General features: G+C 42.3%; 15 protein-coding genes. 11 read left to right on the forward strand and 4 right to left on the reverse strand.

From position 1 onward, the window contains the following. Window positions 1-228 precede the first annotated feature (228 nt). From KJK34_RS10155 to KJK34_RS10165, 4 genes are all read right to left on the reverse strand, one after another. On the reverse strand, window positions 229-4,566 hold the full coding sequence (locus KJK34_RS10155) for a CusA/CzcA family heavy metal efflux RND transporter (RefSeq protein ID WP_223053771.1): 4,338 nt from the start codon (window positions 4,564-4,566) through the stop codon (window positions 229-231). Between the two features lie 83 nt (window positions 4,567-4,649). Continuing rightward, on the reverse strand, window positions 4,650-4,976 hold the full coding sequence (locus KJK34_RS15395) for a DUF6660 family protein (RefSeq protein ID WP_369075505.1): 327 nt from the start codon (window positions 4,974-4,976) through the stop codon (window positions 4,650-4,652). Window positions 4,977-5,255: 279 nt separating this feature from the next. Beyond that, window positions 5,256-6,047: a cation efflux transmembrane domain-containing protein gene (locus tag KJK34_RS10160; protein ID WP_223053772.1), complete on the reverse strand. Its 792-nt coding sequence runs from the start codon at window positions 6,045-6,047 to the stop codon at window positions 5,256-5,258. A gap of 1 nt (window position 6,048) precedes the next feature. Further along, a complete protein-coding gene (locus tag KJK34_RS10165) occupies window positions 6,049-8,217 on the reverse strand; it encodes a TonB-dependent receptor (RefSeq protein ID WP_223053773.1) in 2,169 nt (722 codons plus the stop codon). Between the two features lie 1,119 nt (window positions 8,218-9,336). Between KJK34_RS10165 and KJK34_RS10170 the strand changes: the two genes are divergently transcribed. From KJK34_RS10170 to KJK34_RS15220, 11 genes are all read left to right on the forward strand, one after another. Then, window positions 9,337-9,738 carry a single-stranded DNA-binding protein gene (locus KJK34_RS10170; RefSeq protein ID WP_223053774.1) on the forward strand — a complete coding sequence of 134 codons (402 nt, stop codon included), beginning with the start codon at window positions 9,337-9,339 and terminating at the stop codon, window positions 9,736-9,738. 28 nt (window positions 9,739-9,766) lie between these two features. Then, window positions 9,767-10,840, forward strand: a complete 1,074-nt coding sequence (locus KJK34_RS10175) for a DUF932 domain-containing protein (protein WP_223053775.1) — start codon at window positions 9,767-9,769, stop codon at window positions 10,838-10,840. Between the two features lie 53 nt (window positions 10,841-10,893). After that, the gene (locus KJK34_RS10180) at window positions 10,894-11,370 is read left to right on the forward strand and encodes a DUF1281 family ferredoxin-like fold protein (protein ID WP_223053776.1); all 477 of its coding nucleotides are present in this window, start codon (window positions 10,894-10,896) and stop codon (window positions 11,368-11,370) included. 210 nt (window positions 11,371-11,580) lie between these two features. Then, window positions 11,581-12,120 carry a PRTRC system protein E gene (locus KJK34_RS10185; RefSeq protein ID WP_223053777.1) on the forward strand — a complete coding sequence of 180 codons (540 nt, stop codon included), beginning with the start codon at window positions 11,581-11,583 and terminating at the stop codon, window positions 12,118-12,120. A 17-nt stretch (window positions 12,121-12,137) separates the two neighbouring features. Beyond that, entirely contained in the window at window positions 12,138-12,356 is a 219-nt protein-coding gene (locus KJK34_RS10190; RefSeq protein ID WP_223053778.1) for a PRTRC system protein C, read from the forward strand. 16 nt (window positions 12,357-12,372) lie between these two features. Beyond that, entirely contained in the window at window positions 12,373-13,527 is a 1,155-nt protein-coding gene (locus tag KJK34_RS10195; RefSeq protein ID WP_223053779.1) for a hypothetical protein, read from the forward strand. Window positions 13,528-13,537: 10 nt separating this feature from the next. Beyond that, entirely contained in the window at window positions 13,538-14,254 is a 717-nt protein-coding gene (locus tag KJK34_RS10200; RefSeq protein WP_223053780.1) for a prokaryotic E2 ligase family D protein, read from the forward strand. Further along, the gene (locus tag KJK34_RS10205) at window positions 14,251-15,057 is read left to right on the forward strand and encodes a PRTRC system ThiF family protein (protein WP_223053781.1); all 807 of its coding nucleotides are present in this window, start codon (window positions 14,251-14,253) and stop codon (window positions 15,055-15,057) included. The genes KJK34_RS10200 and KJK34_RS10205 overlap by 4 nt, the downstream gene beginning before the upstream one ends. 288 nt (window positions 15,058-15,345) lie before the next feature. After that, window positions 15,346-15,720, forward strand: coding sequence for an ArsR/SmtB family transcription factor (locus tag KJK34_RS10210; protein ID WP_044216709.1), 375 nt, complete (start codon window positions 15,346-15,348; stop codon window positions 15,718-15,720). Continuing rightward, window positions 15,717-16,319: a mercuric transport protein MerTP gene (merTP, locus tag KJK34_RS10215; protein ID WP_006801254.1), complete on the forward strand. Its 603-nt coding sequence runs from the start codon at window positions 15,717-15,719 to the stop codon at window positions 16,317-16,319. Before KJK34_RS10210 ends, merTP begins: the two co-directional genes overlap by 4 nt. Continuing rightward, a complete protein-coding gene (locus KJK34_RS15220; protein WP_083820984.1) occupies window positions 16,319-16,525 on the forward strand; it encodes a GDCCVxC domain-containing (seleno)protein in 207 nt (68 codons plus the stop codon). The genes merTP and KJK34_RS15220 overlap by 1 nt, the downstream gene beginning before the upstream one ends. The last annotated feature ends 117 nt before the right edge of the window (window positions 16,526-16,642 follow it).

Consider the following 16,642-nt stretch of genomic DNA (forward strand, 5'->3'; position numbering starts at 1 on the left):
ATCGAGGAAGCTTTGAACTGCGCCTCGTTAAGCTCTACTTCCTTGATGGCGGACGTTTCTTTTTCATCGCTTTGCTCCGTTTTCCCTTCCTGTTCGTGCTCGTGGTTGTGGGCATCGCCCTCCATTGTGTTGCGCAGCAGGAAATAATCGAAGGCAAATACCGCTGCAAGACCTAAGACTATATATAATACATGTTTAAGCTTTATATTTTTCATTATGATGGGAAAATTATTGGTTTAACAGAAATTGAAGGTAGATCACCGCCTGGTTGTAATTGTTCACCGCATTGATGTAATTCGTACGTATATCAAGCGCTGTTTCTAAACCCTGCATGTATTCCACGTAGGATATATCTCCGTTCATATATGCCTTGGTTGAATTATTTACGATAGTATTGGCATTAGGCAATGCAGTTGAATTGTAGTAACTAATCATTGACTCAAAAGTCGAGAGTTGTTCCAGCTGCTGTGTCAGCTCGCCCTGCAATTGCGCCTGAAGATAATCCGCACTCATTTGCTGCACTTCAACATTGGTTTTAGCAGCCCGCATCCTCGCAGAACCGCTCCCGGCAAAAATGGGAATAGCGACACCTACAGAGAATCCTTGAAACTGTAAGGAGCCGTCATAGCTGACCGGTGAACCATTCACATCCTGGATGCCGCGCATGGACTGAATGAAGTAGCCAGCCGTTATATCGGGCATCAGGGCAGAGCGCTCCACTTTCGATCCGGCCTTTGCTACCTCCAGTTCCTGCAAAGCAAGCTGTACATTGGCGTTTCGCATTATTGAAGCCGTATCACGTACCGTAATGGAAACCAGCGGCACAAAGGCTGTATCACTAACGGTAAAATCATCAAGGTTCAGAAGTATACGCATTTTGGAATGCTCAACTTTGACCATCGCTTCATTCTGTCTGATCTTCTGAAGGAGTTCCTGCTGTTTTGCTACCGCAGTTATGTTCTCGAGCGATCCCGTTTCTCCTGTCCTGAACTTCAGGTCGGCAGCACGCACAAATTTCTGCATGTAAGAATTCTGTTCCTGCAGGATTTTGTTGAGTTCCTGGTAGTAAAGCATCGCATTCCAGGACTGGCGTACCCTGTAGGCGAGCTCCTGCCTGGTAACTGCTACCCTCAATTCAGCAGCCTGAGCTGTTTCATTCAGCAGTTTCCTGCGCGCACCGAACTGGAAAGGGCTGAAGGTTTGTGAAATACTAAAATATTTATCATGTGCTGCCGTATTTACCTGGCCGAAGGTTCCTGTAACTTCTGTTTTAGGCAGGTCAAATGCTGTACCCTTCAGCTGTGACTGCATCCGGCTATCCAGCACTGACGCCTGCACGCCTTTATTATTTTGGACAGCAGTACTGATAGCAGCATTCACATCAAGGCTTTTTGCTGTTTGTGCTTTGCCCGACAGAGAAAAGAGCAGCGCCAAGATTGCTGCGCCACCCATTTTAGGCTTATAGCCAAATCCTCTTTCAAAATAGTAGTACAATATCGGTAGCACTACAAGCGTAAGCAATGTCGCTGTGATAAGCCCTCCTATTACAACGGTTGCAAGGGGTTTTTGAACTTCGGCGCCTGCTCCCGTACTGAGTGCCATCGGCAGGAAGCCCAGCGATGCTACCGCTGCCGTCAGTATGACCGGCCTTAATCTTGCTTTTGTACCTTCGTGGATACGTTTAAAAATATCATGCATGCCTTCAGATTTTAGTTGGTTGAAATAGGCTATCAATACAATGCCGTTCAGTACAGCTACCCCGAAGAGGGCTATAAAACCAACGCCCGCAGAAATACTGAAAGGCATATTGCGTAGCCAAAGTGCAAAAACACCACCAATGGCTGAAAGTGGGATTGCTGTAAAGATGAGCAAGGATTGCTTAATGGATTTGAAAGTAAAATAGAGCAGCACAAATATCAGGGCAAGAGCAGCAGGCACCGCAATCATCAGGCGCTTATTGGCTTGTACAAGGTTCTCAAACTGCCCACCGTAGGTAATGTAATATCCTGATGGCAGTTTAAGGTTAGAGGATAGTTTATCCTGTATTTTGTTTACGACGGACTCCACATCGGCGCCACGCACGTTAAAGCCAATCACAATCCTCCTCCTGCCGTCTTCCCTGCTGATCTGCATCGGCCCATCCTCGTATTTAATATCGGCTACCTGCTCTAACGGAATCTGGCTGCCTGAGGGCAGCGTAACATAGAGCGATTTCAGGTTGCTGATATCCTGTCTGCTTTCTTCTTCCAATCGCACGACCAGGTCAAATCGCTTTTCGCCTTCATACACAATTCCTGCGGCCTCACCGGCAAATCCCATACGGATTACCCTGTTCAGCTCACCTACATTCAGTCCATAAAGTGCCAGCTTATCTTTATTATACCGGATGGTTATCTGCGGGAGCCCTGCAACACGCTCGGCTTTTGCATCGGCCACGCCGGGTATGCCTTTTATCATTTCGGTCACCTCTTCGCCTTTGCTGACCAGCATGTCGATATCCTCTCCGAAGATTTTGATTGCTACATCACTCCTGACACCTGTCATCAGTTCATTCATGCGCATCTGCACCGGCTGCGAGAACTCTGTAGTGGCGCCCGGGATCTCCTCCAGCGCTTTTTCCATTTTTTCCATCAGCTCTTCTTTTGTTTCCGCAGAAGTCCATTCATCCTTGTCCTTGAGTATAATGATCATGTCTCCCGCTTCTATAGGCATCGGGTCGGTAGGTATTTCTGCACTTCCAATCTTGGTGACAATCATCTTAATTTCTGGAAACTTAGCGCGCAGGATTTTTTCCGCTTTGGTGGTTGCTTCAATTTCCTGTGAAAGGGAACTGCCTGAGGCAATAATCAGGTGCGTAGCCACATCACCTTCATCCAGCGTGGGAATAAATTCGCCGCCAAGCGAGTTGAATATCAGCAGTGCGATGGCAAACAAGCCCACCGAAAGGCCGATAACAGCGCCTTTAGCTTTAAGGGCTTTGTCAAGCAGGGGGCGGTATACATTGTAGATCGATGCAATTATCTTCTCGCTGTAGTTAGGTTTATGCCCGGTCTCTTTCTTAAGTACCAGAGCGCTCATCATCGGCACGTAAGTGAGCGACAATATGAAGGCACCCAGGATAGCAAAAGATACTGTTTGCGCCATAGGTCCGAACATTTTCCCTTCGACACCGACCAGGGCCAGTATCGGCAGGTAAACAATAAGTATGATTATTTCACCAAAGGCAGCGCTGCTCCGGATTTTGGAAGCTGCGGTGTAAACTTCCTCATTCATTTCAGCAGCGGAAAGCTTTTGTTTCTTCCTGACCTCAAGCCTGTGAATGATAGCTTCGACAATAATTACTGCGCCATCGACTATGATACCGAAGTCGATCGCCCCGAGGCTCATCAGGTTCCCGCTGACTCCGAAGAGCTTCATCATGGAAATTGCGAACAGCAGGGCAAGGGGGATAACAGAAGCAACGACCAATCCCGCACGCCAGTTTCCCAGCAGCAGAACCAGTATGAAAACAACGATCAGGGCCCCCTCAATCAGGTTGGTCTGTACTGTCCCAATTGCATTGTCAACCATTACAGTCCGGTCAATGAAAGGTTCAATTTTAACCCCTTTAGGAAGGCTCTTTTTGATTTGCTCCATTTTTTGTTTGACACGCTCTACAACCTGCCCGCTGTTCTCTCCTTTGAGCATCATTACAAATCCGCTTACCTCTTCACCTTTACCATCTTTTGTTACGGCTCCATAACGGATGCTGCTTCCGATCTGGACCTTTGCTACATCACGTATCAGGATGGGGATGCCATTGACATTCTTGATAACGATCTTGTTGATGTCGTCAATGCTGCTCACCATGCCAATGCCCCTAATAAAGTAAGCATAGGGTTTTTTATCTATATAGGCTCCTCCGGTATTTTCATTATTGGCTTCAAGCGCCTCAAAAATCTCAGCCACTGTTGTATTCATGCTCTTAAGGCGGTCAGGTTGTACTGCAATCTCGTATTGCTTGAGCAGCCCTCCAAGGGTATTTACTTCTGCTACCCCCGGCGTACCTGTAAGCTGCGGCTTTATGATCCAGTCCTGGATCGTACGCAATTCTGTAGCGTCAAATTTATTTTCGTACCCTTTTTCAGGGAAAACAACATATTGATATATTTCCCCAAGGCCGGTACTGATAGGAGACATCTCGGGAGTTCCGAGGCTTTTGGGAATTACATCTTCTGCCTCTTTAATACGCTCTGATATCTGTGCCCTGGCCCAATATATATCTACATCTTCCTCAAAAACTACGGTAACCACGCTAAGCCCAAAACGGCTAATAGAGCGGAGTTCTACTACATTAGGTATCGATTTGACCGATTGTTCTATAGGGTAAGATATGAGCTGCTCGACTTCCTGAGTGGCCAGCGTGGGTGAGCTTGTTATAATTTGTACCTGATTGTTCGTGATATCAGGCAGGGCATCTATTGGCAGGTTGTACAGGGAGATAGACCCTACTACCACAAGTGCCAGGGTGAATAAGCCAACAATAAATTTATTGTTGATGCTAAAATGAATGATCTTATCTAACATTGATTCGCATTAGTCTAATGATTTTACAAAAGAATAGCCGCATATAAGCATGCGGTAAGGACCGGCTCATCGCCGGCAAATCATTAAACTAACTGGGGCGGCTGCCAAATGGAGCCATGGAAATCGGAAACTACCGAGCGGTAGAAATTGGAGATTAGATGATCGAAAAGGGCTTCGGGCTCTAAAAGCTTATATTCAAGCGGGGCTTGAAGCGCAATTGCTGTTACACAGCTGCCACACACGCAGAACGGTGTACAAAGCGCAGTATCATGACTATGCTTATCCTGGGAGTGGGAGGCTGAGTGTTGTTTACGCGCCTCCATCGCATGCGACTCACTGCAAGGCAATACCATAAGACCCAGCAAATAAACTGAGAATAAGATGGTAAGGATGTGCCTTGCATTTTTCATAGTTCTGTAAAGGTATAAAAAAAATTAAATTACTGCTTTTTTATACCATATATCCATAAATTTTCATCGTTTGAACAAGAGGGGACTTATACTCGAACTTTACTTCATATTTTATTATAACAACAACAGCTGCTATTTATAAAAATAATTTTGCCATGAATTTGTCACAAATCCTTATCCTAATGATTTGATTTATAGAGCGTTTAAAATTTTCACTACATAGATACAAAAGTTATCTACGAGGAAAACGGAATGCAGCAATAATAAATTCTACATACGTTATTTTAGCCTGAGGATTTTAATTGCGCCCCTCGCTACGACAGCGAATACCAATACGCCAATAATAAGATCTGGAATACGTGAATTAGTAAGATATACCAAAACACCGGCCAGTATTACTCCTACATTAACAATTATGTCATTTGATGTAAATATTAAACTGGCTTGCATATGAGATTCTTTGCTTTTTGATTTGACTAATAAATAAAGGCTGAGGGCATTCCCTATAAGCGCAAGCAACGAGATAAATATCATCGTTTTAAATAGGGGGAATTCACCATGGCCAATAAACCTACGTATAACTTCTACGAATCCGGTAATTGCCAGGGCAAGCTGAAGGAAGCCGCTAAATTTGGCGACCCTTCCTTTCCGCATAGTTGTACCCCCTACAGCAAATAGCGCTAATGAATAAACCAAAGTGTCGGCAAGCATGTCAAGGCTGTCAGCAACCAGACCCATTGAATGGGAGATGAAGCCTGTTGTTATCTCAACCACAAAGAGTACAAAGTTGATAATTAGTACCTGCCAAAGCAGCTTTCGCTGTGATGGCTCGTCGCCCTTAAAGGGCAGAACTACGCCATCAATTGTACTCTCTATATTACTGCCCAGCCCTAATGTGCCTATAGTTTCTGTGATTGCTGCAGCATCTCCTTCATGGTAGACGTGAAGCGTCCTGTTTGGAATATTGAAGTCCAAATGAGCAATATTATTAATTCCTTCCAGCTTCATACGGATAAGCTGCTCCTCACTTGGACAATCCATCTTAACGATTTTATAGCTTGTCTTTTTCATATTATAACCAAATCTTTAGCCCTGCATTAACAACAAATCCATCCAGTGGAGCATAAATATCCTTGAAAACAGGATTATCCCTCGATCCGGAATAAATACTATCAAACCTTGTCTGCCTTGTATCGGTAAAGTTTTCGAAGTTTACATAGACTGAAAAATTCTCCCATATTTTCTCAGCCATAAACCCAAATATCCAATAATCTTGTCCTGTTGCCCCGTCATTGAGTTGCTGCTTACCATAATAGTAGGCTTCCAGTCCAACCTTCCATTTATCTTCCAGTTCATACATCAACACATTGTTTATCCTATGCTTTGCTGTTAGCGGATGTTGCATAGTATTGTCACCTTCTCTGATTTTGGCATCGGTGTACGTATAACCTACAAACAAATTGAAATCTTCATAACCGATCTTAATATTGGTTTCGGTGCCTTTAGTATCGATAAAGCCATCCGAATTGATGAATTGCAGATTGCTATCAGGCAGGGATTGGAGAATTAGCGGATCGTTTATATACGTATAAAAAAACAATTGATTTATATTAAGTGAGACCACATCAGCAATCCTCGTTTTATAGTTAATGTCAAAATTCGCGCCGTAACTTTTCTCCAATTTATTAAAATCGCTATCAATAGGCAAGACATTCTGATACTGTACCCTCTCACTTTCCTCTGTAAAAATTGTTGGTGCCTTATATCCTAGTCCACCCCCCAGACGTGATGTTATTTTATCTGTGATTGTAAATTGTGCGGATATTCTGGGTAAGAAAACAAAACCATACTCGGCAACATAATCACCTCGCACTCCTGTTTCCAGGCTCAGCCAATCCGACGCTTTAACCGTATTCTGGACAAATAGGCCGTAGGTAGTTTGGTTATAGTCGCGCACCGGAAAAGCTGACGTTGGCTTCTCGGCAAAATCATCAGTCCATAAGTTCAGCCCGGCGATCCAGTCGGAAACCTCCCCATTACGGGAATAGGTTATTTCAGAGAATGTACTGTTCTGCACGCCTTCAAATATATATCCTGGAATGGTGATTACTCTCTTAAAATTATTAAAGCTGTTTTTAACCGATAACCTACTGTTCTCGTTAAAGCGATGCTGGAAGTTCATCTGTGTACTTATGCGGTCCGTTTTGTTTTTCTCAAAATATCCTTCAGCATTGTCATCTTTAATATAGTCGATGTCTCCACCTATTCTGTCCTCAAATGCTGTATTTACACCAACATAGAGATTTGTGTCCTCACTAAAATAGATAAAAACTTTCGGGTTGATATTGATCCTCTCAAATTTTGGTATTGCAGTAAAGTGTGTATCTGAGGGATCATAGGGGGCATTCCTGTTATGGGAAGCAAATAAAGTGACGCCAAACTTATCAAAGCGCTGTGAGTAGAAACCATTAATATCTAAGCCTAAAGCAGAAGTTCCGTTAAGGTGGAATCGCAGTTCTCTTTCATCTGTTGGTGTTTTAGAGATTAAGTTCACAAGCCCTGCAATTGCCCCGCCTCCGTATAATGTGGATGAAGACCCTTTAATGATTTCAACCTGCTTAAGATCTAACGGAGGTGTTTGAAGTAAGCCAAGACCGCTGGACGCCCCAGAATATAATGGGAAACCGTCCTTTAAGATTTGGGTATATCTGCCATCTAAACCCTGTATTCTTATCGAAGCGTTTGCTGAAGTCGCAGACGTTTGCTGTGTCTGTATACCTGTACTCTCACTCAACAGGAGCCTGATATCACCTGGCTTCATATTCGCCTTCTCATCCAGTTCCTCGCCGGAAATAAATTCAACTCTCGTAGGAATGTTTTGGATAGTCCTTGTACTCCGTGTCGAGGAGATAATTACTACCTCTTCAAGTTCCTCTGACTCGCTTACTAGTAGGACATCTATCGGCTGATTTGTGTCAAGGGGAAAAGATACTTTTAAAATATTCTTATTGTAACCTAAGAAAGAAAATTCAATATTATAAATTCCATCTGGAATTTCACTTAATGTAACCTGGCCATTCTCATCGGCTGATGAATGCAGCTGAAGCGAATCAATAGAAGCGCTGGCTCCTGCAAGAACTTCTTTCGTTTCACTGTCCAATATTCTTGCTGAGAAAGTGTTTTGTGAATGTGCTATGCCGGTAATGAGCATAACCATCCACATTAAAATGTATTTTTTCATGTGATTTTGCTTAAAATAAATAATTGTGATTAATATAATCCGGTATTTACTTAAGCAATCTTAGGAGGCTGCCAAATAGCGCCAAAATGATAAGATATTTGTGTAACCTGGTGAGAATCCAAAACCTGATAAGGTATAAATTCTGCGGCTAAAGATATATTTACAGATACAGGGAAAATAAATCCCACGCAAGTCCCGCAGGAGTGAAAAGGGGAGCAGCACAGGGAGCAATCGTCAACCTGTTTAGTTTCTTTCTGGCATCCGTCGGTGTCATTAGGATCAGCACAAATATCGCATGGCAGCGATGATAGGGCTGTGATAAAAAATGCGAGTATTATTGCTGCGAATTTCACAGCACGAATTTATAAATAAATGTTTGATTCCGCTACAACAATAAAATTATAATACAGCCAGCTTTTACGAAGCGAGGATTATGGTAGAATTTTCAATGAATTTAGTACTGCCTTATTGCTTGTAGTATGGGAGGGGAAGGGATTGAAACTTGCCATCTTAAACTCGCAATTTTTGCTAAGCTTTTATGTATACTAAACTTGCTGCGCCATGAATGCGCCACAAATTTAGTATTATCCTTCTATTCCTAATAGTATCTAAATCGTTATCCACAAGATAGCGACCTCTTTATAGTACACAATTCTAATGAACTGATTACAAAGGTACAAAAATATATTCAGTAATCAAGTTAACCTTACATTGAAGAATTGTGATCAGTACTTTTTACAGTTGCGCTTTTCAATACAGCTTTCGTTACTTCCCTTTTCACCCAGCCTTAAATGCCTGTATGCTTCTGTCTCATTTCAGGAGCAAAGGTAACTCCGTGTCCTTAACGCATGCGCAAGGTCAAGCCTTCGGTTTGTCAAAAAATCTCCAGCCCTTCGGGTAGTATTTTATGGCAAAACCCCGCGCCTGCTAAACACTCACCTTTTTATGCTCATGAAACGAAACATAGCATACTCCGGCTCTTTAAACGAATAAAAAAAATGTCAGAAATGAAGATCAATAGTATTACAACCGGCAACAGAGTGAAACAAAACAGCTCCTCCTCTCATTGCCGAATAAATAAAAATTTAAAAAAAGTAAAACTTCAAAATTTCAGAAATCATGAACATCATCGGAAGACTGACAGCAGATGCGCAGGTGCGTACACTGTCAAACAGCAAAGAGGTAGTAAATTTTTCAATAGCGACAAACGAGAGCTACCGCAACAAACAGGGCGAACGTGTAGAGCAAACCACCTACTTCGACTGCGCCTATTGGCTAAGTGCGAAGGTTGCCAAGATACTCACAAAAGGCACGCTCGTGGAACTGACAGGCAGGGTAAGCGCCAAGTCTTGGATAGGCAAAAATGGTGAGGCTCACGCAGGGCTTAATTTTAATACAGCCCGAATAAAACTGCATCTCGGGGTAAAGAAAGCCGAAACGGCAGAGCCTGAACGCGAAGCGGAAAATATCGAAGTCGCAACCTACGAAACCGTAAGCGGTAACGATGACCTACCATTCTAACATTCATCAACATTAAAATTTCAATATCATGGGACATAATTTGAATTTCAACGAGAGGACAGGAAAGTACAGCTTTTTTAGCGTACAGGAAAAAGCATGGCACGGATTGGGGCAAACCGTTCAGGAATATCCGACAAGCGAGGAAGCCATCAGGCACGCAGGACTGGATTACGAAGTAATTAAAGCACCGCTGTACACCACAGGAACGGGTATTATCGAAACTGAAGATACTATGGAAATCAGGGATAAGGAAATCATAGTGCCAAACTATTTTGCTAACATCCGAGGAGACAACAACGCCGTGTTGGGCGTAGTGGGAAAAGACTATCACATCGTCCAGAACCGTGATGCCTTCGCATTTTTTGATGCGATTGTAGGCGGTGGCGATGGCATTCTGTACGAGACTGCAGGAGCTTTGGGAAATGGAGAGCGCATTTTTATAACCGCTAAATTTCCAGACTATATCCGAGTAGGAAAAGGCGAAGACGTTACTGAAAAATACATCTTCCTGACCACCTCGCACGATGGCAGCGGAAGTATAACAGCTGCATTTACACCCATTAGGATTGTATGCCAAAATACCCTGAACGCATCGCTCCGCAGTATGAGCAATGTAGTACGCATCAAGCACACTTCAGGGGCTAAGCAACGTTTGGAGAACGCCCACAAAGTCATGGGTTTGGCGAACAACCTGAGCGACCAATTGCAGGACATTTTCAACAACTGGACAAAAGTAAAAGTATCGGACAGCGAAGTGAAAAAACTGATACAGCTTGCGCTTTGCCCTAATTCGGAAACATTTGACCTGCTCAAAAAAGGGGCTGAAGATGAACTTTCGACTGTCTTTAAAAACACGGTAGAAGATGCTTTTGCCTACGCTATGATGAGCGACACCCAACAAATGGACACTACCAAAGGAACATTGTTTGGGGCATACAATGCCGTGACGGGCTACTATCAGAACGTGAGAAGCTACAAAAGTGATGAAGCCAAACTGCAATCCATTGTGATGGGCGGTACTGCGCAGATGAAATCGCAAAAGGCTTTTGAACTCTGTACCTCATTCCAAAAAATCGGGACGGACGTATTCAATTTCAATTAAGGGTAACCACAGGCGACCGCCTGTAACGGGCGGTTGCCTTTAAATCAAAAGTTATGGCAAATATGTGCAGTAATACGGTTGCTTTTCAGGGGAAACCTGAAACAATCAAAAAAATACAAAAGCTATTTGAAAGGATGGCTGAAAAGGAGGATAAGGAACAGATGGGACAGCTTCCCGACTTTACTACGATTGATACGGGATACTTCTTTGATATCTATTGGAATGAGGGCGATACAGGCGAATTCCAGTATCAAACAAGGTGGTCGCCAAACCTTGAAATATTGGAACAGATTGCCGACCACTATAAAGTCAATTTTGTAGTGGACTACGAAGAAAGTGGCAATCTTGTCTATGGCAGGGCAACCTACGAAGGAGGGGAACTTACCGACATCTATTTGGAAAACGAAGATTTTGACACGTATCAATTTGACGAGGACACCGACACGTATCATTTTGAGGGCGAAACTTATGAAAGCGATTGCGAGATTTTAGAAACCTTGCTTGAGCGAAGGATTAATAAGCACAAATGATGAAAGGTACCGCAATGACAGTAACAGATTTGCACGGTTGCCCAATCGAGGTGACTGACCTTACTGAAGCGATAAGTCAATGCTTCCAATATAAGGAATACTGATACGAAGACTGCATTTACTCTGACTTTGATAAGCGAAGGCGAGCCTATTGGCAGGATTTATATGAGAAACTGGTAGGTATCCAAAATAATAGTAAATAAAAATATCATGGCAACAACTAATTTTTTTAATCAGATAGCACAGATGGAAATCACAGGCGATTTACACCTGACCATTTCAAAAGGGGCAGAAGGTAATTTAATTGTAGCGGTAATGCTTCAAAACGATACCTGCGGGGATAAGGCGAAGAATAGCATTCCGCCCCTTAATCTCCGTGGAACTTCCCAAGAACTTGACGAAGGTTTCTTTGAGAAGATTACCGTACCCATCGAAACCGCATCGGGCTTGATGGTGGATATGGAAGGCTTTATGAAGCAACTGGAAGAAGCCAAAAAGAACTCCGCAATGGAAAAAGAAAAAGCAGATAGGGAAAAGAAAGTTAAAGAAGAAAAGGAAAAGAAATTCAGAGAAGCAATGGCGAAAGCTGACGAGCTTGAAAAAGAAGGAAAATTTCGTGAGGCATGGTCAAAAGTGCCTAACCCTGCCGACTATCCCGAACAGGCAGAAACCATCCGTAAGCGCAAAAAAGAACTTTCAGATAAATTTTCAGGCCCGAGCCTTTTCGGAACCGATCAAGAAACTGTATAACCGTAAACTTCAACATCATGTTATTAGCCACGCAATTAGAACGAGTATTTATACTTAATGATAAAGGGCAGGAAGTCAGGCTATCCGACCCTGAACCAAAATGGAGTGTAGAAGCGGTAATGAATTTTTACGCCACTACCTATCCGATATTGACGACCGCAAAGGTATCTGCACCGCAGATCAAGGATGATACGGTACAGTACCGTTTTGAAAGTGTAATGGGAACGAAAGGTTAACCTTCAATTTAATCCTATGAACTATGCAACGCAACATCATATCGGGCATTATCCAAGCCCGTCAGCAAACCACGCAAATCCAACTGCACCAGCAATTAGGAGGGTTTACAGATTGGATGCAGAGGCCGAAGGATGCCAACGAAATACAAAAAGACAGGTTGAGAGCCGTGCCGATAGCGATGCTACCGATGGTTTTCTAAAATCTGCCTTCCTGCCGAAACTGCAACAGGCAGAAGCTGTACAGGCTGACAGGAAATCCGCAAAAATGGAATGTGATTTTTATAAGTCGTTATCCCAACTGGCGCAACACTACGGTATAGAGCCAATGCCATCACGGCAATACGGCTATCCTTATAATATTGCATTGGCATTGGATGATATTGAACTGCAATTGCGCAATAGTGTCAGGGATTGGGAGCAGATACATCTTATACAGGATAGCGCTAAAACCTATTTTGTAAGCGAGGAACGTTATAATACAGGTTCAACCCTGTACTATATACCTATCCTACCGCTATACCGATTATCCAAGAACCCAAAACGCAAACAGGTTACCGAACTCCTGCAATCGGTATGCGCTTATCTGTACCACATTGCCGATGTACCTTATTACCGACAGGAAAACAGTTACCTGTTTTGGATGTATGAAATGGTAACGGAGTGGGTCACCTGTGATGATGAAAACGAGGATACACCGACTTACTTGGAAGAGATTACGCAAGCACAATGGATTGGCGATACTATGGAGCGTAAAATTTTCAACCATCAAAATTTAAGCAGGTTTAAAGAACGCTTGGATAAATTCAAAAGCGAAGACAGCTTTGAACATGATTGCTTTATGCTCGCATCCGAAGCCTTCGCCCTTTACGAGCAGTACCCAGATATTGCCTTTTACCGAAATGCGCAACCTAATACCGTTGCAGAGGAAGACGATTTTGAAAACATCGTTTCAATGGATAAGTATGTTTCCTTTTGTGCTGAGGCTAAGGGATTATTGTTCCAAACGCTTTTTGACAGCGTGAATAATGAATTGCAGGAATACGGGCAGATGCAAGAGCCTGTGATAGAAAAACGGTTTGATGGTGCAACTGTTACCTGCGATACGCTTGATTTTGAGAACCGTCTGTTTTCGCTTATTGAAGAACTAATTTATATACTGAACAGCTTTTAATTAATTTGTCATGGAAGATATAACGCAAAATTTCGGAACGCTTTACCATCCCGTGTCCGCATTGGTCATCTACCAAACCAAAGGAACCAACAGGGCTACCTATGTTGAGCATTTTGACATGGACAGGAACGGTAATCCAATAAATGCCCATCCGCTTACGGAAAGGGAAGCAAAAGCACTTGCAAAAGCGCTCAATACCGAAAAGGAAAAAAGCAAGGCTTTCCTTAAGTCCGAAGGAATATTACCCACCAATGTTTTGTATATCAATCCTACCGATAAGGGTGCGGTAATGTGGTTTACCAAGTCAAGGAAAACAAAGTTGTTTTTTGCAGATAAACTTGATATGGCAAATGGTACTGCGGAAGTACCCGCTTTGCTTTGGTATGCCAACAAACACAGCCTGACGCTTTTCGCCCTTGCGACGAACCGAAGACCGAACGGGAAAACAGCATTATACCACGCACCCTTTTTCAATGTGTACGAAAGCGGCAACGTCTGTATGGGTACGGTAAACATAAATATTAAAAACTCCGCTTCAGTTGATGAATTTACATCTGCTTGGGAAAGCTACTTTTTTAACAGCTATTTCAGCCATTTAGTAAATGAGCACAATCCTGTTATCGGGAATTGTGTAAGCCTATGGAAAGAACTTATCGCCACAGGGAAAGCCTTCCCCAATGAAGTATTGAAAAAAACCAACAGGACAATAAAAAATATACTGCCATGAATACTGAGAAAATGAAAGTCCATTTTACGGACAACAGCCTTTTAAACCCGACTAATCCAGTAACGGTAAACGTCATTGGTGCGGGAGGCACAGGTTCAAAAGTAATTATCGCACTGCTGGAAATGAACCATAGCCTGATTGAATTGGGCCATGCAGGTCTATTGGTCAGATTATGGGATGATGACACGATAACCCATGCCAATTTGGGAAGGCAACGATTTGCAGAATGTGAGGTAGGATTACACAAATCCGTAGCTATCATTAACCGTGCGAACCGATGGGCAGGTACTAATTGGAAAGCGGAAACATCCAAGTTTGAAATAGCAAGTTTTGACAAGCTGCCTGACCATGCAAGGGCAACTATTTATATTTCCTGCGTAGATACCGTACAAGCCCGTTTTACTATTGCTGAAATAATTCAGAAGGCAAGCAAAGGCAATGCCTATTCAAACCGCCCGCTTTACTGGCTTGATTTCGGAAACAGCCAGAACACAGGGCAGGTAATACTATCTACAATAGGAGCTGTACGTCAGCCCAATTCGGAGAAATACGAGACAGTGGCAAGCCTGCCATTTGTTACAGAGGAATTTGGCGATTTGCTGAAAGCGTCGGAACAGTCGGATGATACGCCAAGTTGCAGTTTAGCCGAGGCACTCGCAAAACAGGATTTATATATCAATTCGTCCTTGGTACAGATGGGTTGCTCCCTGCTGTGGGGCATGTTCCGCAATGGGTTGACACCCTACAGGGGCTTTTTCCATAACCTGAAGGATTTTACCACAAACCCTTTAAAAATAGCCTGATTGCAAAATCCGGCGGCAAAAAGACAGCCCCTGAAAGATCAGGACAGTCTTTTTGCTCATGCAATGAATGCAACCTATTTGATCAAATCCACCGTGCGGTTTTAATCAAAAAAGTTGCGGTCTTGTTTCGTGGGATATTCATTATCCCATGCTGCATTTTAGCGGACTTCTTTTCTTCCAATTGCGGCCAAGAAAAGATTCTGTGTTACAATCCAAAAAATTATAAAAAAATATTTTAATTTGTATTTTAGAATTTGCTTAAATAATAAAGTTAGCTATATTTGCACTATGGATAATATTTCGTGTATAAGACAACAGGCTGACATTAAACAAATCAATCGCTGTAAAAATCGAGTTTCAGAACTCCATGACTCCTTTGACTATTTATCGAATGGACTTGAATTGGCAGGGAATAATGTAAGGCTGAGAATTTTGTTTCTACTTTATGAAGAAAAACGACTTTGTGTTTGTGATTTAAGTGATATTCTTGGTATGACAATTTCAGCAGTTTCCCAGCACTTGCGAAAACTTAAAGACCGAAAGCTCATTGTAACCGAAAGAGAGGCACAAACCATTTTTTACTCATTGACAAAAGAGTATGAAAATATGCTGAACCCATTTTTTAAAATACTCGACGATAACAAAATTGTAGAAGCAATATGAAAACGGATAAGAAACTAATCGGGACCGGACTTTTGACAGCAATTGCAGCTTCATTGTGCTGCATTACACCCGTTTTGGCTATCATCGCAGGAACAAGCGGACTTGCTTCAGCTTTTTCCTGGCTCGAACCTTTCCGGCCATATTTTATCGGTTTAACAATTTTAGTGCTTGGTTTTGCATGGTATCAAAAGTTGAAACCACAAAAGAGAATTGACTGTAATTGTGAAATAACTGAAAAACCAAATTTTATGCAGACAAAATCATTTTTAGGAATTATTACCGTCATGGCGGTTTTACTTTTATCATTTCCAATTTATGCACACATCTTTTTTCCAAAGACTGAAAGTAAAGCAATTATTACCCAAACTTCCAAAATTCAGAAAGTTGAGTTTACAATTAAAGGAATGACTTGTTCAGGCTGCGAACATCACGTTAAAACAGAGATTAGCAAACTAAAAGGAATTGTCGAAGTTGTAGTTTCTTATGAGAAAGGAAACGCTATTGTAAGGTTTGACATCAAACAAACAAGTATAGAAGAAATCGAAAAAGCTATCAATTCGACAGGCTATAAATCACTAAAAAGTAAAACTATATCATAATGGAAATAAAGTTACAATCAATAATAACTTGTCCAAACTGTGGTCACAAAAAAGAGGAGACAATGCCAACAAATGCTTGTCAATATTTTTACGAATGCGAAAAGTGCAAAACAATGTTAAAACCTCTGGAAGGTGACTGTTGTGTCTATTGTAGTTTCGGTTCTGTAAAGTGCCCGCCAATTCAAGAAAATAAAAAATGCTGTTGAGTACCAAAACAGGCATTTTTTATGGCAATTTAAACGGTTTTTTTATGCTTTAAAAAGAATTACTATCAATTAAATAATAGAAATAAAGAGTTAGAGGGCATAGCCAGAAACTAAACC

Source organism: Flavobacterium coralii, assembly GCF_019891545.1.
Classification (GTDB): Bacteria; Bacteroidota; Bacteroidia; order Flavobacteriales; family Flavobacteriaceae; genus Flavobacterium; species Flavobacterium coralii.